General features: G+C 50.7%; 28 protein-coding genes and 2 pseudogenes. 1 reads left to right on the top strand and 29 read right to left on the bottom strand.

The genetic code is table 11. The annotated features are described in order from the left end of the window. Positions 1–5 precede the first annotated feature (5 nt). The 17 genes and pseudogenes from traW to traM form a co-directional block, all read right to left on the bottom strand. A complete protein-coding gene (gene traW, locus OQV00_RS26665; protein WP_154925405.1) occupies positions 6–656 on the bottom strand; it encodes a type-F conjugative transfer system protein TraW in 651 nt (216 codons plus the stop codon). Then, complete coding sequence (gene trbI / locus OQV00_RS26660; RefSeq protein WP_154925407.1) at positions 653–1,045, bottom strand: type-F conjugative transfer system protein TrbI; 393 nt, start codon at positions 1,043–1,045, stop codon at positions 653–655. Before trbI ends, traW begins: the two co-directional genes overlap by 4 nt. Beyond that, on the bottom strand, positions 1,045–3,684 hold the full coding sequence (traC, locus tag OQV00_RS26655) for a type IV secretion system protein TraC (RefSeq protein WP_154925409.1): 2,640 nt from the start codon (positions 3,682–3,684) through the stop codon (positions 1,045–1,047). The genes trbI and traC overlap by 1 nt, the downstream gene beginning before the upstream one ends. Before the next feature lie 147 nt (positions 3,685–3,831). After that, positions 3,832–4,182 carry a hypothetical protein gene (locus OQV00_RS26650; protein WP_154925411.1) on the bottom strand — a complete coding sequence of 117 codons (351 nt, stop codon included), beginning with the start codon at positions 4,180–4,182 and terminating at the stop codon, positions 3,832–3,834. Next, positions 4,179–4,584 (bottom strand): annotated as a pseudogene (locus OQV00_RS27105) (hypothetical protein). The gene OQV00_RS26650 and the pseudogene OQV00_RS27105 overlap by 4 nt, the downstream one beginning before the upstream one ends. Beyond that, the gene (locus OQV00_RS26645; RefSeq protein WP_154925413.1) at positions 4,584–4,916 is read right to left on the bottom strand and encodes a hypothetical protein; all 333 of its coding nucleotides are present in this window, start codon (positions 4,914–4,916) and stop codon (positions 4,584–4,586) included. The pseudogene OQV00_RS27105 and the gene OQV00_RS26645 overlap by 1 nt, the downstream one beginning before the upstream one ends. A gap of 113 nt (positions 4,917–5,029) precedes the next feature. After that, a complete protein-coding gene (gene traV / locus OQV00_RS26640) occupies positions 5,030–5,599 on the bottom strand; it encodes a type IV conjugative transfer system lipoprotein TraV (RefSeq protein WP_154925415.1) in 570 nt (189 codons plus the stop codon). Between the two features lie 22 nt (positions 5,600–5,621). Beyond that, complete coding sequence (locus OQV00_RS26635; RefSeq protein WP_154925417.1) at positions 5,622–5,846, bottom strand: hypothetical protein; 225 nt, start codon at positions 5,844–5,846, stop codon at positions 5,622–5,624. A gap of 157 nt (positions 5,847–6,003) precedes the next feature. Next, positions 6,004–6,090: pseudogene (locus tag OQV00_RS27220) on the bottom strand (conjugal transfer protein TraP); the annotation flags it as partial. A 112-nt stretch (positions 6,091–6,202) separates the two neighbouring features. After that, a complete protein-coding gene (gene traB, locus OQV00_RS26625) occupies positions 6,203–7,624 on the bottom strand; it encodes an F-type conjugal transfer pilus assembly protein TraB (protein ID WP_266280988.1) in 1,422 nt (473 codons plus the stop codon). Continuing rightward, positions 7,624–8,358 (bottom strand): type-F conjugative transfer system secretin TraK, encoded by a 735-nt coding sequence (gene traK / locus OQV00_RS26620; protein ID WP_154925422.1) that lies wholly within the window; start codon positions 8,356–8,358, stop codon positions 7,624–7,626. Before traK ends, traB begins: the two co-directional genes overlap by 1 nt. Then, positions 8,345–8,911 (bottom strand): type IV conjugative transfer system protein TraE, encoded by a 567-nt coding sequence (gene traE, locus OQV00_RS26615; RefSeq protein ID WP_154925424.1) that lies wholly within the window; start codon positions 8,909–8,911, stop codon positions 8,345–8,347. Before traE ends, traK begins: the two co-directional genes overlap by 14 nt. A 19-nt stretch (positions 8,912–8,930) precedes the next feature. Next, complete coding sequence (traL, locus tag OQV00_RS26610) at positions 8,931–9,236, bottom strand: type IV conjugative transfer system protein TraL (RefSeq protein ID WP_154925426.1); 306 nt, start codon at positions 9,234–9,236, stop codon at positions 8,931–8,933. A 13-nt stretch (positions 9,237–9,249) separates the two neighbouring features. Beyond that, entirely contained in the window at positions 9,250–9,615 is a 366-nt protein-coding gene (gene traA / locus OQV00_RS26605) for a type IV conjugative transfer system pilin TraA (RefSeq protein ID WP_154925428.1), read from the bottom strand. Positions 9,616–9,679: 64 nt separating this feature from the next. Then, positions 9,680–9,877, bottom strand: coding sequence for a TraY domain-containing protein (locus OQV00_RS26600; protein WP_154925430.1), 198 nt, complete (start codon positions 9,875–9,877; stop codon positions 9,680–9,682). A 90-nt stretch (positions 9,878–9,967) separates the two neighbouring features. Further along, positions 9,968–10,663, bottom strand: coding sequence for a sigma factor-like helix-turn-helix DNA-binding protein (locus OQV00_RS26595; RefSeq protein WP_154925432.1), 696 nt, complete (start codon positions 10,661–10,663; stop codon positions 9,968–9,970). Between the two features lie 237 nt (positions 10,664–10,900). Further along, on the bottom strand, positions 10,901–11,293 hold the full coding sequence (gene traM / locus OQV00_RS26590; protein WP_032736874.1) for a conjugal transfer relaxosome DNA-binding protein TraM: 393 nt from the start codon (positions 11,291–11,293) through the stop codon (positions 10,901–10,903). A gap of 430 nt (positions 11,294–11,723) precedes the next feature. Here traM and OQV00_RS26585 point away from each other — a divergent pair, with 430 nt between their 5' ends. After that, positions 11,724–12,209 carry a transglycosylase SLT domain-containing protein gene (locus tag OQV00_RS26585; protein WP_266281003.1) on the top strand — a complete coding sequence of 162 codons (486 nt, stop codon included), beginning with the start codon at positions 11,724–11,726 and terminating at the stop codon, positions 12,207–12,209. Between the two features lie 32 nt (positions 12,210–12,241). On the opposite strand, the gene OQV00_RS26580 is transcribed toward OQV00_RS26585, so the two are convergent. From OQV00_RS26580 to OQV00_RS26525, 12 genes are all read right to left on the bottom strand, one after another. After that, positions 12,242–12,571, bottom strand: coding sequence for a DUF5983 family protein (locus OQV00_RS26580; protein WP_266280983.1), 330 nt, complete (start codon positions 12,569–12,571; stop codon positions 12,242–12,244). Positions 12,572–12,603: 32 nt separating this feature from the next. Continuing rightward, entirely contained in the window at positions 12,604–13,425 is an 822-nt protein-coding gene (locus tag OQV00_RS26575; protein ID WP_266280980.1) for a DUF932 domain-containing protein, read from the bottom strand. A gap of 767 nt (positions 13,426–14,192) precedes the next feature. Then, the gene (locus OQV00_RS26570; protein ID WP_223156217.1) at positions 14,193–14,312 is read right to left on the bottom strand and encodes a type I toxin-antitoxin system Hok family toxin; all 120 of its coding nucleotides are present in this window, start codon (positions 14,310–14,312) and stop codon (positions 14,193–14,195) included. Continuing rightward, complete coding sequence (locus OQV00_RS26565; protein ID WP_224222653.1) at positions 14,257–14,409, bottom strand: DUF5431 family protein; 153 nt, start codon at positions 14,407–14,409, stop codon at positions 14,257–14,259. The genes OQV00_RS26570 and OQV00_RS26565 overlap by 56 nt, the downstream gene beginning before the upstream one ends. Before the next feature lie 175 nt (positions 14,410–14,584). Then, positions 14,585–14,824: a hypothetical protein gene (locus OQV00_RS26560; RefSeq protein ID WP_154949019.1), complete on the bottom strand. Its 240-nt coding sequence runs from the start codon at positions 14,822–14,824 to the stop codon at positions 14,585–14,587. Then, entirely contained in the window at positions 14,824–15,051 is a 228-nt protein-coding gene (locus OQV00_RS26555) for a hypothetical protein (RefSeq protein ID WP_154949017.1), read from the bottom strand. Before OQV00_RS26555 ends, OQV00_RS26560 begins: the two co-directional genes overlap by 1 nt. Further along, complete coding sequence (locus OQV00_RS26550) at positions 15,048–15,779, bottom strand: plasmid SOS inhibition protein A (RefSeq protein ID WP_266280977.1); 732 nt, start codon at positions 15,777–15,779, stop codon at positions 15,048–15,050. The genes OQV00_RS26555 and OQV00_RS26550 overlap by 4 nt, the downstream gene beginning before the upstream one ends. Beyond that, a complete protein-coding gene (gene psiB / locus OQV00_RS26545) occupies positions 15,776–16,207 on the bottom strand; it encodes a conjugation system SOS inhibitor PsiB (RefSeq protein WP_154949013.1) in 432 nt (143 codons plus the stop codon). Before psiB ends, OQV00_RS26550 begins: the two co-directional genes overlap by 4 nt. 44 nt (positions 16,208–16,251) lie before the next feature. Then, on the bottom strand, positions 16,252–18,309 hold the full coding sequence (locus OQV00_RS26540; RefSeq protein ID WP_266280974.1) for a ParB/RepB/Spo0J family partition protein: 2,058 nt from the start codon (positions 18,307–18,309) through the stop codon (positions 16,252–16,254). A gap of 69 nt (positions 18,310–18,378) precedes the next feature. Further along, entirely contained in the window at positions 18,379–18,627 is a 249-nt protein-coding gene (locus tag OQV00_RS26535) for a DUF905 domain-containing protein (protein ID WP_266280972.1), read from the bottom strand. 48 nt (positions 18,628–18,675) lie between these two features. Further along, the gene (gene ssb / locus OQV00_RS26530; RefSeq protein ID WP_154949007.1) at positions 18,676–19,227 is read right to left on the bottom strand and encodes a single-stranded DNA-binding protein; all 552 of its coding nucleotides are present in this window, start codon (positions 19,225–19,227) and stop codon (positions 18,676–18,678) included. 776 nt (positions 19,228–20,003) lie between these two features. Next, positions 20,004–20,567, bottom strand: coding sequence for a class I SAM-dependent methyltransferase (locus OQV00_RS26525; protein ID WP_032752071.1), 564 nt, complete (start codon positions 20,565–20,567; stop codon positions 20,004–20,006). Between the last annotated feature and the right edge of the window lie 17 nt (positions 20,568–20,584).

Genomic DNA, 20,584 nt, shown 5'->3' with positions numbered 1-20,584 from the left:
TGAAGTTATTCCGGAGAATGTCTGGTTTCCTGATCGGGCGGGAAGGTCTCAATATTCAGCCGCTCACCGGAGGGTGCCGGGGTGATACGCGCCGGCACTGTGGTCAGGCCGAACCGCTGGCTCAGCACGCCGTTCTGGTCGAAATAAATCCGGCTGTCCAGCGCGGACGAGGTGTCAGGGACGCTGCCCCGGACCAGAATAATCTTGCTCATCAGCGTTTCCGGCACCTGGCGTTTCATCCAGGCTATCTGGTCAGGATCGTCGCCGTTGATAAAGTACAGGGTCTGCATAAAGGGCACGGTTTTCAGGGGATTGATGAGCTCGCCCTGGTGAGCAAACACCCGGCCCTCGTTATCCTTCAGGTCTTCGGTCAGACGGATACTGGGGTCAAACCAGCGCTGCTCATATTTCTTCGCCCTGTGCAGCCCCTCCACCGGGGCCGGACGCTGACTGTTCTCAATGACCCGCTGTTTAAACTCACCCATTGCCTGGTCCCATTGACCGGATTTTTGCAGTCCCTGCAGGCGCTGCGTGATGAGTTCCAGCATGTCCTGCTCCCGGACGGGCCATAAATCCCCCCAGGTACCGAGGTCGGCGCCGTAGGTCAGTGGCGATAACAGACAACCGGCGAGCAGGTAATAACGAAAGCGCATCATTCGCGGCCTCCTTTCATTCGCCGGGCAATGTCCATCTGAATTTTGAGGGTCACATCTGGCGCCCCCTGAACCACCGCCGGCGACACCAGAATGACCACATGATGCTGCAGCTGGTAATCCGCCAGGCTCTGCTCCAGTGCGCTATTAAACCGGTCCGACAACGCTTTTGACTGTGCCTCTGTCAGCTGCTTCTGACTGACGCTGTCCATAAAGCTGTCGAGCGTCTTCTTCATATCAAAGGCCACCACCCGCGGCGTGGTATACTCCAGTACGACCCGCGTGAGAAAGACGCTGACCGCCAGCGTAAAGAGCACCAGGGCCACGATGACTGAGACACGGCGAAAGATTGAGAACATCGTTCTGGTCTGTTGTTCTGTATTGTTTTCCATCAGGCTGCACTCCTTACGTTATCGCGTGCTATGCGGGCTTCCAGCTCGACCATTTCGGCCGTAAAGTTTCTGCAGGCCAGGTCATACACAGCATCGTGAATATCGACGCCCTCTTTCCTGCGGGTTTTGATGTACTCAAAGTCCCCGCCACTTGAGGAGTACATAGCCCGGCTGAGCGGATCGACGAACAAGCGGTGCCAGGAGGTGTGCGCTTCCACCTGCAGCATGAAAGAGCTGAACCACTGGTCTTTGGCCGACCCAAAACTATTAATCATGTCCCGCTGTATCTGAGTGAACTGATCCGGATACAGCTGGTTATATTTGGCAAATTCTTTCGCTGACTGCTTGAGGATAATTTTGTAGGAGGAGTTTCCCCAGGCTGCCCGTGCAGCACTGGACGCGGTCGGAGAGTCGAAGTCCACGATGTTCTGGGTGATAGTGATATATGAACCCAGGTGCCGGCGCGCCGTCCGGTATCCCTTCTCGATAAAGGTCCCGACCTTTTCGTTTTTGAAGTCCAGCAGTCTCCAGCCCTCGTCAATGACATTCAGTTTTTTCAGGCTTCGTGGGGACTGATACATCCGGTTTTCGATGTAGATAATGAGCGAGAACATGACTGCGACGAGCAGTGACGGACGGGACTCCAGGCCACCAAGTTCAAGGACAACCATACGGGCATCATCGTGCAGAGATGGCTCATCAGAGTTGAAGTAGTCGCCGTAAATCCCGTTCACCGTGTACTGATCGAGCAGGATAATCATCTCATCAAGGCGGCTGCGGATAGTCGGAGAATCGGCATACTCGGCGCTGTCCTTCGCCGTTTTGAGAAAATCGACCACATCATCAACGCGCGCCTTATTTCGCTTACTTAACCAGGCCGCCTGAACCGCCTGCAGGAGCAGACCTTCATGGACCTCGTCCAGGTTACCGTTCGGACTTGCCATCACCGACATCTGGTCCCGGATACGCTCAGCCGACAGATCAAAGTTGGCGTCATCAAGAACGTTGGCAAACGGGTTGAATTTCAGCGAGTCGCCGTCAAGGTAGACCCCACCCATGTTCTCGCACAGCGACTTATAGCCATCACCCATATCAAAAATCCAGGCAAACCCGCCGGAGTCGAGTACGCTGCGAACCAGCGGCTGGATAAGACCCGTTTTCCCCGCTCCGGAAGTCCCGCAGACGGCCATGTTGAAGTTGGTGTTGTTCATCCCCTCATAGAACAGGTCAATAAACGCCAGCTGATTACGATAGGTAGGTGCCGGCAACCCTGCCGGCGCCAGTGGACTGTCAGCAACGACCGGCAGCAGGTTGGCCACGTTAAAGGTTTCAGCTCGCTTAACAACACCTGCCGCCTGGAGTTCTTTGAACAGACCCTCACCGGATTTAAACGGCAACATGGCCAGGTAATTTCGCAGATGGTGATAACGTGCAGGCAGCAGCTCAAATCCCCCTTTGCGGTAACTGTTGAGGATCTCCTGCTCGGTGGCCAGGGAGGCTTCTGCGTTATCGGCTGTATAAGCGGTGATATTGAAGAAGTAGGACACCAGCGAGGACTGGTTAGTCGCCAGCCTCTGGCGGATATCCCCCCACTCCTGAACTTCCTTTTCCACGGACGGGAAATACTTCGCATAGGACGTTTTGCTTTTCTTCTCCAGGTCGAGAAACTTCAGGTTAGCCTCGTTCTGGGTCTTCACCTGATCTTCCACCATCAGCGTCAGCGTGATGACAAACGGGCAGGAGATGGAGAGCTCCGGGTTCAACAGGTTGGCGTAGTTGTCCGCGCTGGTCCAGAGAAACGCGATTTCCGGGTCCCGTGCCAGATGATAGTTCGTCACGCGTGTGACCTTCTCGTTGCCGTTCCGGTCCAGCAGGCCAATTTTCAGATGGTTCGCCGTCACCTGCATATCGAAACTGTCTTCGACGCACTGGTAATTCAGATCCTGATACGGGTCCAGCTTATAAGGCTTGCGATACATTTCTTCCGGGTCAGGGTTGACCTGCTCACGCACCATATCGACCAGGCCCTGCGCATCCAGGATTCGGGTCGGGATCTGCGCTCCCTGCAGAGAGGCCCGGATGATTTTTATCTGGTTCTCCAGTTCAACAATTTGCGCTTTTGAATGTTTCTTTCTGGGGACACAGCAGGATATGAATACGCGGTAGTTACGCAGCGTCAGCGGTAAATCCATTCCGGGAGGCAGAGAAAACTGTGTTTCTGCCGCTCGTAGATAATAGGCACGGGTGATGGCATTAAATTTTTCTGCCTGTTTACCGCTCCAGCTAAACTCCCGTAATCCATACTCAATATCGTCACCGACCAGCTTGCTAGAGACAAGATTGATGGTCACCGGAACATTACGGGGCAGTTTTGTACGCAGAAGATTTTCCAGAGACGACACAATATGTGCGTTAGCACCAGGCAAAGGACGTGCTTCAAAAACAAAACCGACTGTTTTCGTATTGATAAAAAGCCCCGTTGCAGAATCATAATCCTTATAAGGCAAAACATGGCTGAACTGTGGGAAATTCATACTACCCAACGTATCGTTGGCTTTTGCGGATTCGTCGGGTAATTTTAACGCTGAAACAAGCGAATTAACGGCCTGAGCAACGGTGTCCATGATGTTATTACTCATGCGAGCGTTCCTTATGAGGGTATTAAATAAGCATTAAAAAGACAAAATGGTGCATCACGAATACGTCAGAAAGTTATTTTAATAACCGTAATAAAAAGCATAAAAACGACCCGTATTTTGCAATAAACACCATTACCATCCTCATTTTCATTTATTGATACCGTTCAGAGCTTTCAGTTGTTTTTTACGTAGCTCTCTACTTTCATCCGCTCTTGCTTGCTGAGTTTTATTTAACTCATTTCGTTCCCTGCAATCGAATGCGAGTTTTTTAGCATTACGCAAACTTAAAGGTCCAGATTGACCTTCCAAAACGTCAGGTTTCAAAGCCTGTATAAACGCTTCTGTTGCGCAGGGTGTTTCTTTTGCAATAGCGGTCAGTTGTTCTGGCCGGGCAGGCAGTCTTTCATCATAATCCTTGTGAAAAAAATAAATTAATACGATTGCAGGAACACCAACAAACATAAAAATAAGCGTAAGTTTTAAAAGCATTACCTTCATTTATTTTTAGCCTTATACAATTCCCATTGGTGGATATACTCATCATACTGAATCCTGGGGACATTAATGATGACACCCGCACAATCCAGTTTGTTTACAGTATCAGCAAACGTACCTGTTGGAACGTTCACCTCCAGGAGTTTGCAGTCATTCTTCCAGTGTCTCCCGGCTTCGAGTTCATCCATTGTGAATGACCCACTTGAGAAGCTAACAAGCATGCTAAACGCAAGCACTGCCATAAGCGCACTAAAGATAAATGTGTTACCTCTGCTGACTCGCAAATTAATTTTCTCAGGGATAACAAACATGGCCAGTGCCCCGCCCCCCCCCTATAAAGATAAGCAATAAGCACACACCATTAAGCCAGGTAATATTATTACCCTCCAGATAGTAGGCTCTCATTATCTGCCTCCTTTTAATGTCTCTACCGCATCGTTCAAAGGCTCACTGGTTTTTATTTCAATACGTTTGGATTTGTTATACGCGGATAAAGCGCGGTTGTACTTATCTGTCACCACATTAACAATGACCCCTGAACAATCCAGTCGGTTTATATTACTTGTAAAAACACCGCCAGGAACATCAATCTCCTTCAGATTACAGTCAGTCGACCAATACTTTCCGTCCTTAATTAAGTCTTCTTTACTGGGTTGTGTTAATTTTAAAACTAACATTAAAACCATCAATACAACTGCCACTAAAGACAGAGAACTAAAAAGCTTATAATTAAACATAATTTTCCCCAGAAGTAAAAAATACGCTACCGCCCATCCCTTTCAACGCTCAGGGCACTCGTTTTAAAATCATTAATATAATTATTTCTCAGCACCATAAATGGCACTGGCGATTAGTTAATACGGGGCTGACCCCACGCCGATGGTGTAACAACAAAGACAACTGTTGTAGGTTGGTGATAAACATCATCAGAATCAACGTAAGACGCTATCCATAATGACGCTGTTTGCTCACCCTTTCTCAGGGGCCTGGGATAATTACCTGGCACCGTAGACGGAGAAGTATATGTACTGGTATTCACTGGTCTGATATACACCGGAGCCATTCGGCTTCTCAGTACGTCATCATGATTGACCGGTACCGTATTCAGGAACCCGGATTTATTGCTCACCGTCACAGTTGGCGCAGTATTTCGCACCGGATTAATGACTGGCTGAGGCGGCAGCAGGTATGAGTTTGGCGAAGACGTCCTGAAATTTCCGTCAGCCAGTCGTGGCAACCCTGCCGCAGCCGGCTTTGCTGATGCGTTTTCCTCCTGGGCTTTTGCTTTCTCATTGGCCTGCTCCATCGTCATACAGGTATCGGATGTTGTGGCATTACATTCAAAATCGGACTCTGTGCCCGCGCACCCGGTTAAGAGCAAAGCGCTGCCCAGAGGAATTAACAGCATTAATTCCTTCATGATATTTCCCATCATTTGTCATTTATTTTTTCAGGATCATCCTGAATGTGGTGTTTGCCTTAATCGTATGGACTAATTTATCTCGTTCACCCGGAATCATCGCACCGTAAACCCGCTTAAGCTGAGTGACATCCGATCGGGCAAAAATCAGTTCTGATGAAAATGCCGATTTTCTTGCACCAGACTCTCCGGCCGGAACCGTATTACCCTTTCCGTCGGGAAAGGGATTATTTCTCTTTGATTTCATTTTTATCTTCCTCGCTAAACCTGGTGGAAGGGTCATAAACAATGATGGCCTCACCGCGTTTCTGATATCCGGCCAGTAGCGGGGATATCGCGCCTTTGCCGGATCTGCAGCCGGGGAAGACATTACCCCTGGCATCCCTTACCCACGTGATACCCGTTCTGCTGGCAGGGGTACGACGGAAAACCACTGCACCACCCGTAAAGACAACCGCCATCAGCAGCCAGATCCAGAGGATGTTTTTCGTGCAGAACACCAGAACAACCAGCGCCGCCATCATGGCCAGCGGATAAACCATCGCATAGTGAATCAGCCAGTTAATCCAGCGCAGTACTGACAATGTGAAACTCAGGAGAAGCTTAACCATTGTTTTCTCCCTGAGAAGCAGCTCCCGGAGAAAACTCACGCGGGTCAAGTTTGCCCAGCTTCTTCAGCATCTCATCGGTATTAAAACCATTCAGGTTCCCGCCGGATTGCTGTGACCTGCTCTCAGGTTGTTCGGGGTGCTGCTGATTCTGCGCCTGCTGTTGCCCATTTTTCTCCGCTTCAAGCTCCTCAATGGTTTTCAGCTGAAAACCGTCCTGGAACACCACGGTCACTTCATTACCCGCACCGATCGGGATGACCGGGTGATACTGTTCAGCGCGTTTGATGTAATACTCACTCAGGGTCTGTGCGGCTTTGGATGCCCCGCCGCCAATCCCCATCTTCAGCACATCCCCGGCGCCAACGGATGCCGTTGCACCCAGGCCAACAGCAGGTTGCGAAGCCCGCTCCATGCCCTGACCAATCCCGTCAACAAAGCCTGCGCCCCAGGCCCAGCCGAGGATTTTGCCGTTACGCATCACCACTTCGCCTTTCACTCCATTCTTGCCCATAAAGGACACATGTCCGTTAATCGGCTGGTCGATGGTTTTATCCCCTTTGATACAGCTGATATTGCGCGTACGGACAATCGCACGTTCACTCGATACGTCACCCCAGGCTTCGAGACCGACAAAGCAACCGGTCAGGTCATAGGTTTTACTGTTCGGCATCTCCACCCGACCGACCACACGCAGTTGCATTGGCACCGTCGATTCGTTACCGGTGACAGAAGCATTTGCGTCAGCACCTTCAATCAGGATGCTTTTCGCAAAACTACCAGACGGGATGTACGGTAACTCTTTGCCTTTTCTCCCTTTGTTGTAGTTGAACGTTCTTCTCTGGATCTGATTTGGTACCGGTACAGACTGATAACTGACCTGAGGAGGCTGTACGGATCCGTTGCCCGGATAGAAAGCCGTCGGTGGCGGTACCGCGCCGCCAGACAGAGGTGGGAAATTAGCAGGCTGCGGCTCCCCTTCGGGTCCTGGCGGAGGAGACGGCGGTGCCGGTGCGGGTTCCCCGCCAGAGACAGCCGGTTTCACCCCCAGCGCCTTCAGTTGCTCCTGCATCGTTACATTCTCATTACTCAGTTTATCGATACGTATCTGGTCAGCGGTGCGCGATTTACTAAGCAGATCTACTTCGCCCTGCAGGGATTCAAAGCGCTTGTTCAGGTCGGCCGCGGTAGCCTGCATTTCAGTGGTCGCGTGCTGCGCCACTTTGCTGTTGAAACTGCTGTCGACCACGCCGGTCATATCCGGAGCAGGTTCGCCCTGCACAGGTGTCTCTTCATCGGAACTCAGATTCAGATCGGAAAGATACATCCCACCGGCCACGGTACCGGCACCACCGACAAGAATGAGGCCGAGCCAGAGGTACTGCTTACGTTTGATGTGCGTATTAAAATTAGCCATCAGTGACTCCCTTCAGCAGTCGTGACCCAGACCTGCATACGTCCACCACCTGTCAGTTGACCTGCCGGGGAACTGAGCATGATGGCGCGTGTACCGGACTGCCAGAAGTCACTTTCACGAACCATGCGTGGGGAAAGCGTCATATTCTCCAGGCTGTAGCGGACCACTTTCAGGTGATGACCTGTCCATGCGCTTTCGGCTGTTGCCCGCAAACCCGCAGGTACCTGTAACGACTCTGACGTGACCGGCACAGACTGATAGTCATCAGGAATGTTGTCCTGGCGCACGGCGCGATTCAGGGTGACCAGCACAGACTCATACGGGTTTGACTCTTCCCAGGCCTTTGCCGGGCCGGGGGTACCGACAAGCTCAGTCACCAGCTGGATTGTCCGGCCCACCCCCGTGCGAGGTACGGCACGAATGGAGAAGTTCAGGCCCCGTTCGGTTTCCACGATAAACGTGAATGGTTTTTTACTGACGGTGGCCAGAATGGCACCTCCGCTGTCAGTCTGTTCCTGATTGGTCAGCCCTCCATCCAGGCTGTTAATGGCAGTAATACGGTCACCCGGTACAGTAAACAGATTCGGATCGGTATTGCTCACGGCAATATTTGCCTGCCCGCCATTTGCCAGTGGTACAACAGTGGGGGCCAGTGTCACGCTCAGCGTGGCAGATATCGCAGGGACCGTAAAACACAGGCTGCAGGAGATAAATAAGGGTTTAATTGCTTTCATTATTTACTTCTCCAAACCGCGCCAGCCAGCTGACACCATCAACACGATTAAGCTGCAGGACATACTGTTTAATTTCACTATAGGGCGCAGAATCCCCTATCCAGGTTTTCAGTTCTCCACGGATATCGACCCGGTTTTCTGCCGGATAGGAACGTACAGATGTCATATAAAATGTGGCATTGACGTTATTATCTTTTATCCGTTTGGCATCTTCTGCTAATTGAACCTTGAGACTGTTTTGTGCTCCTGGATAGACATATCTGAGCAACTGGGCATGTTGTGCGTCGACCGTTTCCGGCGTGACATTCAGGCGTAAGGCAACAAAACTCAGACCTAACTGCTCAAGATAAGAGGCATCCGCCTGGTTCTGCGATACAGCAAACGGCGCACCGAATAACATCGGAGTGACAGCCACTTTCTGTTCTGTCTGAAGGCGGTAATTATTAACACCCTGAATAATATTGGTGGTCAGACTGAGGAGAATGACTGCTCCCATACAGATATATCCCAGCGCAATGACACGCGTAGTACTGAGTCGGGCACCATGTTCCATGTGTTATTTCTCCACGACTTTATTTGATCCACTGCCGGAAACAGGAATCCGGAACATCATGAAAAAAGCCTTTAAGAAGGGAGGTCGGCAGATACCAGTAAATCAAATCGCGTAACCATGAACTGCCCCGCCCTTTTTTCAGTTTCTTGATACCCCAGAAAACCAGTGCCGCTGCAGCCATACCAAATATGAACTTGCTGCTCCAGAAACCCCAGCCGAGACAAATAACGGCCGGGATAAGTTCATCGAGATATAAACCAAACCAGCGGCTCTGGTTAGTCAGTGTTTCCGGGAAACGGTATTTCTTTAATTCGTCTCCCGTCATCACGTATTTCCTGTCAGTAGCCGGCTACAGACATACCGATGGTAATGAAGGTTGAAATGATGGCGAAGCCGAACAGGAACTTCACGTTTTTGGTCATCATATACATGATGCCGCCCGCGATAACCTCTGCCAGTACCACCCATTTGACGACGCTGGATGACTTACCAAACGTACCTTTGACAGTGGTATCACCGGATTTCATCAGGTCAGTCGTGGTGGTGGCCATCGCTACATCCGGGAAGAATGCCGCCAGAGCGGCTACCGGCAGCACAGCCTTGGTCACTTTCAGGGCTGACTTTTTGTTGAAAACACGTGACAGAAAAGACGGTTTGGTTTCTTCAGAGAAAGTATTTCCCTGAATACTTAATACAGCATTCATATTAATTTCCTTTAAAGAGAATGTTTTAAGTAAAAACCCACATCAATTTAGACTAAGTTAAATGTTATTTGACCTCCTCTTGCTTCTCCGTAAAGAGATAGTTTGGGAAACGTTTTAAATGATCTTTAAGGCGCATAGCTGCCTCAGTCGATTTGGTTCTTCCACTACGATTCTTGGCACTGACTAAAGTTGCATGAATGTCATCATCAAGATAAACGGAAACAAGCGTTCTGTTCCCCCCATCGGAATGTTTAAATGACATAAAACCCTCCAACAGAAATTTTGTTAAACCGAATCATTACACAAAAAAATTAATGAAAAAAGGTGCAGTATAGCCCCAATTTAATTTACATTATTTTAACATGACAAATTCATAAACATTTTCGGTAAAAAAATATACTTTCCTTGTCCTGTAACAATCGGCAACAAACTCACTAAACGAAGGATATATAACTGCCACTTTCGCCTTTGAACGCTCTATTCTTTTCTTTACCGTTCTTTCTGGGATATCTAAGTACCTTGATATATCACTATAACTAAACCCAAGAACATAAAATGATAATGGGACAATATTCAAATCAGTTATCTCTACCATGACTTTATCAAGATCACAAAGAGCATCTGCGTCTACACTTTTAAACTTCCTACTTGATAATGGTGCAACAATTAATAAGTTAACCTGCCAAAAAATATAAATCTCATCATCTTGAGTATTAATACACTCCATCCGAACCTGGAAATTAGATGAACCACAAGAAAATATCTTACTTAATACACACCCCCGACCTAACGCCATGCAGTCAAGTTCTAACTGGTATAGCATTAGTTCCAATTCAATAAATGAACCAGAAAAACTATTTCCATCGCCCTCTGCTTTGAAAAAATCATAAAGATGCTTGAAAGAGATGTTTGAGTAAAGTATGTCGCGTTGTTGATTTCTTACGCAAACTGAGACAGGAGAAGAATGATACAGCGCTTTTATGTGAAAAAGGGCATCTCTCACCGATTGACTTAAGGCGTTATCGCTACTACGATCCATCGCACACATAGGTGCCTCCTTCGAAGGTTCTATGGATAGTTGGTGTAGGGAGCTGATACCTCTCTACACCAATGTTTCACAAATTTTAAACTACGTTTAAATTATAAATCTCACTTCCTACAAAGTCATCAAATTAAAGCAGATCTTTATACTGAAATAACTATCAAGAAAAGAACAATAATTTTTACGATAACAATAAAAACATAATTACCAGCTAACAAGATGCATCATACGAAAAGTCTTATTCTATTCCTCGCCTTCACTCTCATCTTCAGGGAAAAATCGGTGCATGATTTCCTGAACATCCTCCTGGATATTTTGAACCATTCCCTTCCATTGCCACCGGGGATCGTCTTTAACATGGGGACTCAGGCACTCAATACCCAGAACTTTATTCACTGAAAACTGAGTCTTTATGACACTTTCAAGCAAGGCCTTATTAAAGGCCATTTGATTAAAGCCTGACTCCTTGCGCTCCAGTTGTGCTTCATATACACGCAACCCGAGTTCAAGTAACATGGATGCAATGCTTGAATAGCTGATATCTTTCTCCTTTGCACCTTCTGCACGCCTCTGAACGGCAATTGCATTGATTTTCTCAGAAACATTATCATTAACGTACACCTGAATTTTAGCCATATACCCTCTTATTTATACCCGGAGACTTAAGACATATACAACATATTGAAGAAGCGGTTTTCTGCACGATTCACCATTAGATTCATCACAACAGAATGATGAATCCCCTCACGAATCACTGTTCGATTTTTGACGAATCTAATATAGATTCACGATACTTGTAAACACATGTTTTTAGAAAAATTAGTCTCTACTGAATCGCGTGCAATTCATTAACGAATCGCTTCAGATTCATAAGCGAATCGCTTTAGCACATTAAATAATGTGCTGCACATTATTTTTTCCTTAACTCACTGTTTCAAATGCCAAATCTGCAAAATATTAATTTTGCGTGGGGTGTGGTCATTTTGTGGTGAGGAGTGCATATATGTTGAGTCTCGGTCTGGGATGGGTTAAGGTTATTCCGGGATTTGGTCACGGAGGGGAATTCATGAAGGGAGTTGCGTTTAGTATCGTCCTGTCTTTAATACCATTGTCATCAATGGCAGCAGACTGCTTTGATATGGCAGGCAGGGATTACAAAATTGATCCGGATCTCCTGCGGGCTATATCATGGCAAGAATCACGTTTTAAAATTGATGCGATTGGGCGTAATCCTGTTACGGGCTATGGATCAGGGCTGATGCAAATTGACTCGCAGCATTTCAACGAACTGTCGCGATATGGAATAAAACCGGATCATCTTCTTAGCGATGCTTGTCTTAACATCTACACCGGAGCCTATTATCTGGCTCAGGCGTTTAAAAAGTGGGGCGTTTCTTGGGATGCTGTCGGGGCATACAATGCAGGCTTCAAAAAGACCCCACGCCAGGCAGCAAGACGTTACGAGTATGCGAAGAAGATCCATTACTACTACACGGCTATCAAAGCAAGCAAACGAACTTCTTTAAAAGATCAGAAAATCGCCATGAACTAAAAAGCCTTCTGATATAAGAAGGCTTGAATTTCTTAAAAATCTACGGCATCTATACTTGGATAATAATCGGCATCACTATCAAAATGAAAAAGCAGATACCCGCCCTCCCGATGCATTAGTATGAGATTTTTGCGTAAAAATTTTGACACCCCACCTCTTTTTAGCGCCAGAAGATGGCGTTTGAAATCATACATCCTTATAACACAACCATAAGGTGTATCATGTATCCACTCTAAGTAACTATCACAAGTCAGATAATTTGTTGTTGATGAAAGCACCTGAAGTACTCTGATATCACTTTCTTCCATATGTGAAATACTGACACAGACAGCTTTAAATTCAAACATAAGTATTCCCACCATCAAAACGCCGGACAGTTGCCCGGCGCTTATCATTAGCCTTTAAGAGTGCGGAATTTCTCCGCAATTAACCACAATGCCTTATTGAGTTTGACATCACCATCGATTGCTTTTACTGGCCGGGTTGTTGTTCTTTTCCCTTTTTCAGTTCGGCCCGGCAAACCGCCTTTAATCAGATTTTCCTGTACCCTTTGGTATGTCGTCCAGATGTCATCTTTTTTATCTTCATAACGGCGAGGATGAATTATCTGTTCAATGCTGACTGGCGCTTTATTTTCATCATCGTATCGGTAGGTTAATGCAGCTTGTCCAAACAGACGCTGTTCTTCTTTGGTTAATGTAATAGACTTCATGACATCAACGCCTTCAGTAATTTTATCGAAAATGCCCAGAACTTCGTAAGCACCTTCTATGACCCTCCCAACAATATCACCTTTATGAGGTACACGAATCTCGCCAAACGACGTACCGCATACAAGGCCATTTGTGCATACAAAACGGAACATACCCGGTATCATTTGATAGCTGGACGATCCATCATGCGAGTTAAGAAGAATAATTTCGGGTACTTCTGCTCCTTTATTGGCCCCTTCACGGCGAAGTCTTACCATATGCTTAGTATGCCCCCGTTTATCCTCATCCCTTACTCGTGACTGACAGGCAAAAAATGGCTGGAATCCTTCTTCACGTAATTTATCCAGCAGTGTAATGGTTGGAATATAGGTATAGCGATCACTACGTGAATTATGCTTTTCTTCTGAAAACACAGAAGGTACTACCTTGACCAATTCATCGTTAGTCAGTGGGCGTTCCTGACGAATGGAATGAGTAAGTCCAAATCGGGATGCTAATCGCATAATATTCTCCTTCACCTGTTTAATTTTTTAACCATCACCCGTTGAGTTGCCGGGGCCGCGGTTTTGACTTTGTGCGGGGACCTGCGGAACCTGCCCCCTGGATAAAACCTTCACCCGTTTGAGAGCCGTTCGCCGCGAGGGCGTAAACGAGCACGGGCGACAGCAGCTGTCCAGGGCGCGGTTTACCGTGTGCCATTTACCCTGGACGGATGATGGCGACTGTGCTTGTCTCAGCCCCGGCGAATGGACTCAAACGGGTGATACGGCACCAGGGGAAAGGAGCAGGCACCCGCCGCAACGACGAAGAGCGCGGGCGCGAAACGGCGTTGCCCTGCAGAGTGCCGGCAGTCCTTCGCCGGCACGGTGAAAGCGGCGCGGCCGGAACGGTCGCAGCAAGCGCTGCCGTTGACCCTGACCTCAGACATCAGACACTAGCCGTCAGGCCCGAAACCGCCTGCGGGTTCGGCGGAGCCCGGCAGGTGCGAAGCAGCTGCCCTGGCGGAGTGTGGCTCGACGACTGGACAGCGCAGCTGGCCGGGAGCCGAAGGTGTCCAGTGTGGGTATGCTTTTAAAACCTTTAAGGTTTAAAAAGAGGCATCACAGCAGGGAGAAGAAGAGGAAGCAGGCAGACAGCAGGCAGCAAACAGGGAAGACGCGGAAAGGAAAAAGGGGCTACCGGCGAACCGGCAACCCCTTCATAAAGGCGCTTCAGGCATGACAGACATCATCTCCCCTTAATGGCGGGGGTTTCCCCCCGCCGGGGTTAGCTACTTAGCGGATTCGTAAGCCATAAAAGCCGCCACCTCCCTGTTCGTGTCCCTGTACCGGATTTCACAGAGTGATTTCCGGGTGAGGTAAGTGAATATCAACAGTGTGAGGCACACTATTAATACACACCCGAGCAGAGTGTTTCGCGGCAGTTTCATGGCCTTCTTCTCCTTGCCTCGCGGCATCTAAGAGGCTATCCTGATGTTGTCTAGGCATACAGGTGGCCTCGTGGGTTAATGAAAATTAACTACGGGGCTTTCTGCTTTCTGCCACACAACACGGTAACAAACTACCTTTACGTCATGAGGCAAAAAGCCTCAAGCGCCGATGTCATTATACCCTGTCGTCTCTCATCCACCCAGGACTAACAGTCTGATAACTGAATATATCCTCAAACACCTCCTGACTCGTTTTCTCTCTGTAAACCCAGCGCCTGCCGGATTTCAGCCGCCCGTTGTTCACTACCGGCGTTCTCTCCGGCGCGATACACCAGACTGATTAAGGACAGTAACTCCTCCCTGTCTTCTGAAGTCAGCTTGACCTCCAGACGGCACAATATTTTTCCGGTCACCGCATGGCGAAATACCGTTCCCACATCCTTCCGATCAAACTTCCGACTGACAATACTCATCAGAACTCCCTGTCGCTGTTTCCTGCAGACCAGTCCCTGATTTGTTCATCCAGCGCCTGAATATGCTGATCGACATATTCAACCAGCCGCTCTGTTTCTGTTTCCAGCCAGCCACTCAGCCCGTCCCATTCGCAGCTCATTTCTTTAAGTCGGGAAGAGATGGTATGCAGTTTATTGCGCTGGCTGCGGGCCACCTTCAGCTCCGTTTTGCAGGGGTTATTTCTCATCGTTTTCTCTCCCGCAACTCAAGTTTGTTGGGAACCAGCCAGCGTTCACGTTCCAGAATGTGCTCCCCGGATCCCCTGACGATAAAACTGATTTCATGCATCACCTCATACAGTGGTGCATGACTGTAACGCAGCCAGACCAGCTCCCTGAGTGAAGCGAATCTCGTCTGCCAGCGCCAGAAGGCCGGTTCTAACTCACTCGCGTCAAACTCATCGGCCCACCGGCGGTACCAGCTGATGACCGTTTCCGGAGACTGAAAATTCAGCTCCGTGACGGCCTGTCCCAGCAGGTTCTGACGCAGTAACCAGGATTGCTCGACCTGACGGGCTTCACGGCGCATTTTTCGGGTGAAGGCAATGTCCTGACGTTTCAGCCTGCGTATTGTCCGGGTATGAAGGACTTCCGGAAAAAGTTCAGCCTGCACATCCATTGTCAGCGGCAGCGGACAGTATTCCCCGTGGCTGGAGATAAGCATATCCAGCGCCCCTTCCACCTGTTTCAGGCTGGAAAGGCGGTCTTTTGGATCACGGTGAAGGCCAGGGATGCGGCGGGCAACGTCACTGTTAATACGGCTGCAGCCTGTCAGCAGGTGCAGGAATGTCCGGACGTGTGGCATCGATGGCAGACGTGCGCCACGCTGGCGAGCCTCTTCCACCGTCATGATGGCCTGCAGCGCTGCCTGACGGGCTGGCTTCAGGGAGACAAGAGCACTGGATGACGGGATCATTGTGCGCCCTCCTGTGACAGCGTGTTGATGATGCTGGCAAACGAGTAGCCACCGGCGTCAAGACACTCGATGAGATCCAGAGTGTGGGTGATGAGTTCAGGGTTGAATGCATCCATCACGCGAACGACAGAGAACGGCTGGCCGTCACGGGTCACAAAGACCACTATCCAGCGAGGATTCAGCGCCCCCGGACTGCATACCGCCACATCAAAGTGACCATGAGGGGGGGTAAAACGGATCTGGACAGGAAAGAAGCCGCCAAATTCGCACCGGTACTCAGCATTCACGGACCAGCCGGACGGTGAGGTCAGATCGCGCATGACTGCGTGGCTCAGCTCCCGGCGGAAATCTTCACCGGCTGCGCGGTAGTCTTCCAGCTCGTCGGTGGACATAGTTTTCAGGACATCCAGAGTCAGAACAGTTTTCATTTTCAGTCTCCCTTTCGCCGCCCCCGAAGGGGCGGCTTCCGTGATCAGGCGGCGCAAGCCGGGTTGTTATGATCAGTGACGTCGTCGGAATCAGCGTTTGTATCGTTCTGACTCGTTGCCAGGCTGAGTTCAGACTTTGCAGCAAGCTGTTTCTGGTTGTCGGCACTGGTCATCCATTCCGGAACCCAACGGATTTTTGAGAGGAAGTGCTCTGCATGTTCAGCGGCATCCTTTTTCTTCATTTTCGCGGCGTCCAGTGCTGCGCCTGCCAGTCCGGCCTGAGAGAGTGCCTGTACAATGTGTGGCAGCTTCATGTGCGAGAAAAGGTTATCAGCCGTCGGTTTCCACCAGTCACGAAGGTCAAACTGAATGGCGTTTTCCACCCCATCCAGCGAACTCTGGTGTTTACGACCAAATTCATCCTTGCTCTGTACACCATCAATGGAACAGGCGGTGCAGAAAGCCATCAGCGCCATCAGGGTTGCGCCATCGAGCGTAAAGAAGGTGGTCATATCCTTTCGCCAGTTTTCCGGCAGCAGGGCTTCAAGGCGTTCTTTTTCTGCCTGGATGGCCTGAAACGCAACGCTGTTTTCACCGTCAGGTGCCTCACGGGTCAGCGCGTAATGCGACACACTCACGCTAATGCAGAACGGCTCTTTGACGGACGTCGTGGTATGGAAAACCGAGTTACACATTTTCCAGACCATCAGCGCGACAGCTTTCTGCGGCTGCTGCAACAGGGCCGCCTGAACCGCCAGTGTGCGTTCAGAAGAAAGGCGGGTCAGCAACGGGACACTGACGGCGTCCAGCGGATCGACTTTTTCAGGAGCCTGATCGGTGGATGCATCCTTCTCGTTTATTTTTTCATCGGCGCACAGTACTACGCCACGCTGCACCGTCACCTCATGACCATTCCAGGAAACCACCACACCGGAGGTCTGCTTATATTCATCCGTCCATGCCCGGTATTTTGCCCGGTGCGCGATGGTCTGCTGTTCTTCCCAGACGGCCTCCAGAGCCCCGGCCACGACGTCATCATTCACGCCGGCGTTCTCGTCTTCATACTTAGCTTCCAGAGCTTCCAGCTCCGCAAGGCGTTCTGATTCTGTCTCAGAATATTCAATCGGTGGAACAGACTGCAGACGCCAGATTTTAGTGTCCTTCCCGTAGTGAGAAATCGGGTCAAGACGACCATCACACCATGACCAGCCTTCCGCTTCGCGGAGGTGCTCCGCGATGTTCTGCAGTTTTTCCAGCAGGGCGGTATCGAGCGATGCACTTTTGACATAGCCACCGTTTTCGCTGCTGAAGAGATCAACCCGGATTTCTTCCGGATTGAATGCGGCCTGTCCCACAAAGCGGAATTTATCGCCGTTTGTGGAGACCTCTTCTGAGGTAATGAGGTTACGGATCGAGGAAACTGATACTTCATTATTCCAGGACCGTTTGCGGGCGGATTCCAGCACTTCCACCTGGCGTTTCTGATCGCTTTCGAGCGCCAGTGCCTGGCAGTGTTCGGTGGTGATTTCATCCTTCGCCAGCGCCTCCAGAATTTCGGGAGCCAGTTCGGTCAGCTTCAACATGCGCTGAACATGACGGGTACCGAACCCAAGCAAATCGCCAATCTGCGCGGGAGTTTTCCCCTGCTCTGCCAGCGTGCGGAACCCGGCGATCTGTTCAGACGGATGCATTGCCATCTGCTGTTCGTTTTCTGCCATTGATGCCGCAACAGCCAGTTCATCAGGTACCTTTTTCACCATCACCTGATATCCGGCATCGATACGTTTTTCACTTTGCAGGAGCTGCAGCGCTTTCAGGCGACGACCACCTGCAGCCACACCACAGCGACCGTCCGGGAGGTTATGCACGACCAGATTCTGCAACAGGCCAATGGCTTCAATGGAATCTGCCATTGAACTGACTTTCTCCGCCGGATAGGGAATGGTCCTCACGTTCAGGGGAGACTTCACCAGTGCAGACACTGGGACATACTCGACCTGTGCGGCATCGAGAGCCACTTTAAGCGCCTCAGCTTCGGCAGACTTAAGCGTTTTTTTGCTGGTTTTCGGTGCAGTTTTTACCTTAGACTCTGTTGCAGACATAATTGATACCTCTTAGCTATTGATGAATGTCTGCCGGACAGCCCACCTGTCCGGCCTTCTTCTTACTGCTTACTTCGTTTTGTGTACTCCGTAGTCCCGGATGTAACGGTTCATCAGGTCCTCGCCGCCCGGTTCAAAATTCCAGACGCGCCAGACCATGCTGCCGTCATCCTGATGACGGACAACAAGGCGAAAATGGGTCCCCAGGTCATCTTCAATCGCCACATTCTGATACTGCGCTGCGACAACCTGAGCCTGCTCGCGGGTAAACGTGCCATCCGGCAGGGATTCAAGCGGGGACAAAACGTTATGGTCCATGTGTTTCTCCTTTTCTGCCCCGCCTGAACGGGGCGTCTTCATTGTGGTTTAATAGGGCGCTTCATCATCCATTGGTGGGTACTCATCCGCTGGCGGCTGCGGCATCTGCTGAGATGGTGCAGTGCTCTGGCTGGCTTTTCGGCCGCTCTTCTGTTTCGGGGATTTTTGCGGAGCAGCAGGTTGGGCAGGCGTGGACGAATTCTGCGGCTGTGCGGGCGGTTGTGGCGCCGCATTCTGTTGCTGACCGCCGTCACGACGACCAAGCATTTGCATGGTGCCGTTGTTGTTCACCAGAACTTCGGTGACAGAACGGGTCATATTCTGATCATCCTGCCAGAAACGGGTCCGCATCTGACCCTCGATATAGACCTGAGCCCCCTTACGCAGGTATTCGCCGGCAATTTCGGCGAGCTTGCCGTACAGGACCACACGATGCCACTCGGTGTGTTCGCGCATTTCGCCGTCCTGCTTGTCACGCCATGTTTCTGATGTGGCCAGGGTGAAATTGGCTACTGCGCCACCGGATGGCAGATAACGCACATCGGGATCCTGACCAAGATGACCAACCAGAATGACTTTATTAACGCCACGTGCTGCCATAATAAATCTCCTTAATCCGTTGTTTTGCCTTTTAAAACCATCACCCGTTGAGTTGCCGGGGCCGCGGTTTTGACTTTGTGCGGGGACCTGCTGAACCTGCCCCCTGGTATTAACTTCACCCGTTTGAGAGCCGTTCGCCGCGAGGGCGTAAACGAGCACGGGCGACGGCAGCTGTCCAGGGCGCGGTTTACCGCGTGCCATTTACCCTGGACGGATGATGGCGACTGCGCTTGTCTCAGCCCCGGCGAATGGACTCAAACGGGTGATACGGCACCAGGGGAAAGGAGCAGGCACCCGCCGCAACGACGAAGAGCGCGGGCGCGAAACGGCGTTGCCCTGCAGAGTGCCGGCAGTCCTTCGCCGGCACGGTGAAAGCGGCGCGGCCGGAACGGTCGCAGCAAGCGCTGCCGTTGACCCTGACCTCAGACATCAGACACTAGCCGTCAGGCCCGAAACCGCCTGCGGGTTCGGCGGAGCCCGGCAGGTGCGAAGCAGCTGCCCTGGCGGAGTGTGGCTCGACGACTGGACAGCGCAGCTGGCCGGGAGCCGAAGGTGTCCAGTGTGGGTATGCTTTTAAAGCCTTTAAGGTTTAAAAAGAGGCATCACAGCAGGGAGGAGAAGAGGAAGCAGGCAGACAGCAGGCAGCAAACAGGGAAGACGCGGAAAGGAAATGCGGGCGGCGCGTCAGCGCGGCCCGGCTTTTCTGCGCCGCAGGCGCGCGGCCTTTCGAGGCGCGGCCAGACGGGGACAGATGCCCCCGCCGGCTTAACGTGTCATCAGACGGTTATTCTGAGGATGGCGGTCGCTACCTCTGTATACGTGAATGTTCCTCGCGGCAACGGCTCCCAGACGTCCGCCAGGGACTCCAGCGCCTTTTGCTGACGCGGCCCGTCCAGACATATGCCAGTCAGAATCCCGCCAGGTTCAAGCAGAGTTAATGCCCGCCGGATATGCCGGATATCATCACCGCGATGAAACGGCGGATTCATGATGATTCGGGTATACCGGCGATCCGGATGGTATTCGAGAAAATCCCCGCACCAGGTCCGGACCTCCGGGAAACGTGCCTGCAGGTGGCTGACTAATCCGGCGTGCAGCTCCACGGCGTCACACTTCGCCCGGGGGACTGCATCCCTGATCGCCTGCAGTATAGCGCCCGTTCCGGCGCTGGGTTCCAGAATGCGATCGGTTTCCCGGACATCAGCCAGCTCAACCAGCCGGCGACATTCCGGGGAGGGGGTAACAAAAAGCTGCGAGCTACCCTGAATTTCAGCGACAGGGGCGCGCCCCTCCAGTTTGTCCCGCATCGCCTGAATACGGTGTTTAAGGTCATGATGCATGAATATACTCCCTGACC

Origin of the sequence: Klebsiella sp. DY2415 (assembly GCF_026314315.1) — a bacterium.
In the GTDB taxonomy this organism is placed as follows: Bacteria; Pseudomonadota; Gammaproteobacteria; order Enterobacterales; family Enterobacteriaceae; genus Klebsiella; species Klebsiella ornithinolytica.
This window is presented reverse-complemented; position numbering and strand designations above follow the sequence as displayed.

What these genes read in the sequence shown, in the direction of transcription:
- traE (WP_154925424.1), bottom strand. Translation starts at nt 8,911, where the DNA reads ATGGAACATGGTGCCCGACTCAGTACTACGCGTGTCATTGCGCTGGGA.
- traA (WP_154925428.1), bottom strand. Translation starts at nt 9,615, where the DNA reads ATGAATGCTGTATTAAGTATTCAGGGAAATACTTTCTCTGAAGAAACC.
- traM (WP_032736874.1), bottom strand. Translation starts at nt 11,293, where the DNA reads ATGGCTAAAATTCAGGTGTACGTTAATGATAATGTTTCTGAGAAAATC.
- traC (WP_154925409.1), bottom strand. Translation starts at nt 3,684, where the DNA reads ATGAGTAATAACATCATGGACACCGTTGCTCAGGCCGTTAATTCGCTT.
- OQV00_RS26525 (WP_032752071.1), bottom strand. Translation starts at nt 20,567, where the DNA reads ATGCATCATGACCTTAAACACCGTATTCAGGCGATGCGGGACAAACTG.
- OQV00_RS26535 (WP_266280972.1), bottom strand. Translation starts at nt 18,627, where the DNA reads ATGGACCATAACGTTTTGTCCCCGCTTGAATCCCTGCCGGATGGCACG.
- ssb (WP_154949007.1), bottom strand. Translation starts at nt 19,227, where the DNA reads ATGGCAGCACGTGGCGTTAATAAAGTCATTCTGGTTGGTCATCTTGGT.
- OQV00_RS26560 (WP_154949019.1), bottom strand. Translation starts at nt 14,824, where the DNA reads ATGAGTATTGTCAGTCGGAAGTTTGATCGGAAGGATGTGGGAACGGTA.
- OQV00_RS26635 (WP_154925417.1), bottom strand. Translation starts at nt 5,846, where the DNA reads ATGAAATCAAAGAGAAATAATCCCTTTCCCGACGGAAAGGGTAATACG.
- psiB (WP_154949013.1), bottom strand. Translation starts at nt 16,207, where the DNA reads ATGAAAACTGTTCTGACTCTGGATGTCCTGAAAACTATGTCCACCGAC.
- OQV00_RS26595 (WP_154925432.1), bottom strand. Translation starts at nt 10,663, where the DNA reads ATGTGTGCGATGGATCGTAGTAGCGATAACGCCTTAAGTCAATCGGTG.
- OQV00_RS26565 (WP_224222653.1), bottom strand. Translation starts at nt 14,409, where the DNA reads ATGCCTAGACAACATCAGGATAGCCTCTTAGATGCCGCGAGGCAAGGA.
- OQV00_RS26555 (WP_154949017.1), bottom strand. Translation starts at nt 15,051, where the DNA reads ATGAGAAATAACCCCTGCAAAACGGAGCTGAAGGTGGCCCGCAGCCAG.
- OQV00_RS26585 (WP_266281003.1), top strand. Translation starts at nt 11,724, where the DNA reads ATGAAGGGAGTTGCGTTTAGTATCGTCCTGTCTTTAATACCATTGTCA.
- traV (WP_154925415.1), bottom strand. Translation starts at nt 5,599, where the DNA reads ATGAAGGAATTAATGCTGTTAATTCCTCTGGGCAGCGCTTTGCTCTTA.
- trbI (WP_154925407.1), bottom strand. Translation starts at nt 1,045, where the DNA reads ATGGAAAACAATACAGAACAACAGACCAGAACGATGTTCTCAATCTTT.
- traK (WP_154925422.1), bottom strand. Translation starts at nt 8,358, where the DNA reads ATGAAAGCAATTAAACCCTTATTTATCTCCTGCAGCCTGTGTTTTACG.
- OQV00_RS26580 (WP_266280983.1), bottom strand. Translation starts at nt 12,571, where the DNA reads ATGGTGGGAATACTTATGTTTGAATTTAAAGCTGTCTGTGTCAGTATT.
- OQV00_RS26600 (WP_154925430.1), bottom strand. Translation starts at nt 9,877, where the DNA reads ATGTCATTTAAACATTCCGATGGGGGGAACAGAACGCTTGTTTCCGTT.
- OQV00_RS26575 (WP_266280980.1), bottom strand. Translation starts at nt 13,425, where the DNA reads ATGCGATTAGCATCCCGATTTGGACTTACTCATTCCATTCGTCAGGAA.
- traL (WP_154925426.1), bottom strand. Translation starts at nt 9,236, where the DNA reads ATGACGGGAGACGAATTAAAGAAATACCGTTTCCCGGAAACACTGACT.
- OQV00_RS26540 (WP_266280974.1), bottom strand. Translation starts at nt 18,309, where the DNA reads ATGTCTGCAACAGAGTCTAAGGTAAAAACTGCACCGAAAACCAGCAAA.
- traB (WP_266280988.1), bottom strand. Translation starts at nt 7,624, where the DNA reads ATGGCTAATTTTAATACGCACATCAAACGTAAGCAGTACCTCTGGCTC.
- traW (WP_154925405.1), bottom strand. Translation starts at nt 656, where the DNA reads ATGATGCGCTTTCGTTATTACCTGCTCGCCGGTTGTCTGTTATCGCCA.
- OQV00_RS26645 (WP_154925413.1), bottom strand. Translation starts at nt 4,916, where the DNA reads ATGTTTAATTATAAGCTTTTTAGTTCTCTGTCTTTAGTGGCAGTTGTA.
- OQV00_RS26650 (WP_154925411.1), bottom strand. Translation starts at nt 4,182, where the DNA reads ATGAAGGTAATGCTTTTAAAACTTACGCTTATTTTTATGTTTGTTGGT.
- OQV00_RS26550 (WP_266280977.1), bottom strand. Translation starts at nt 15,779, where the DNA reads ATGATCCCGTCATCCAGTGCTCTTGTCTCCCTGAAGCCAGCCCGTCAG.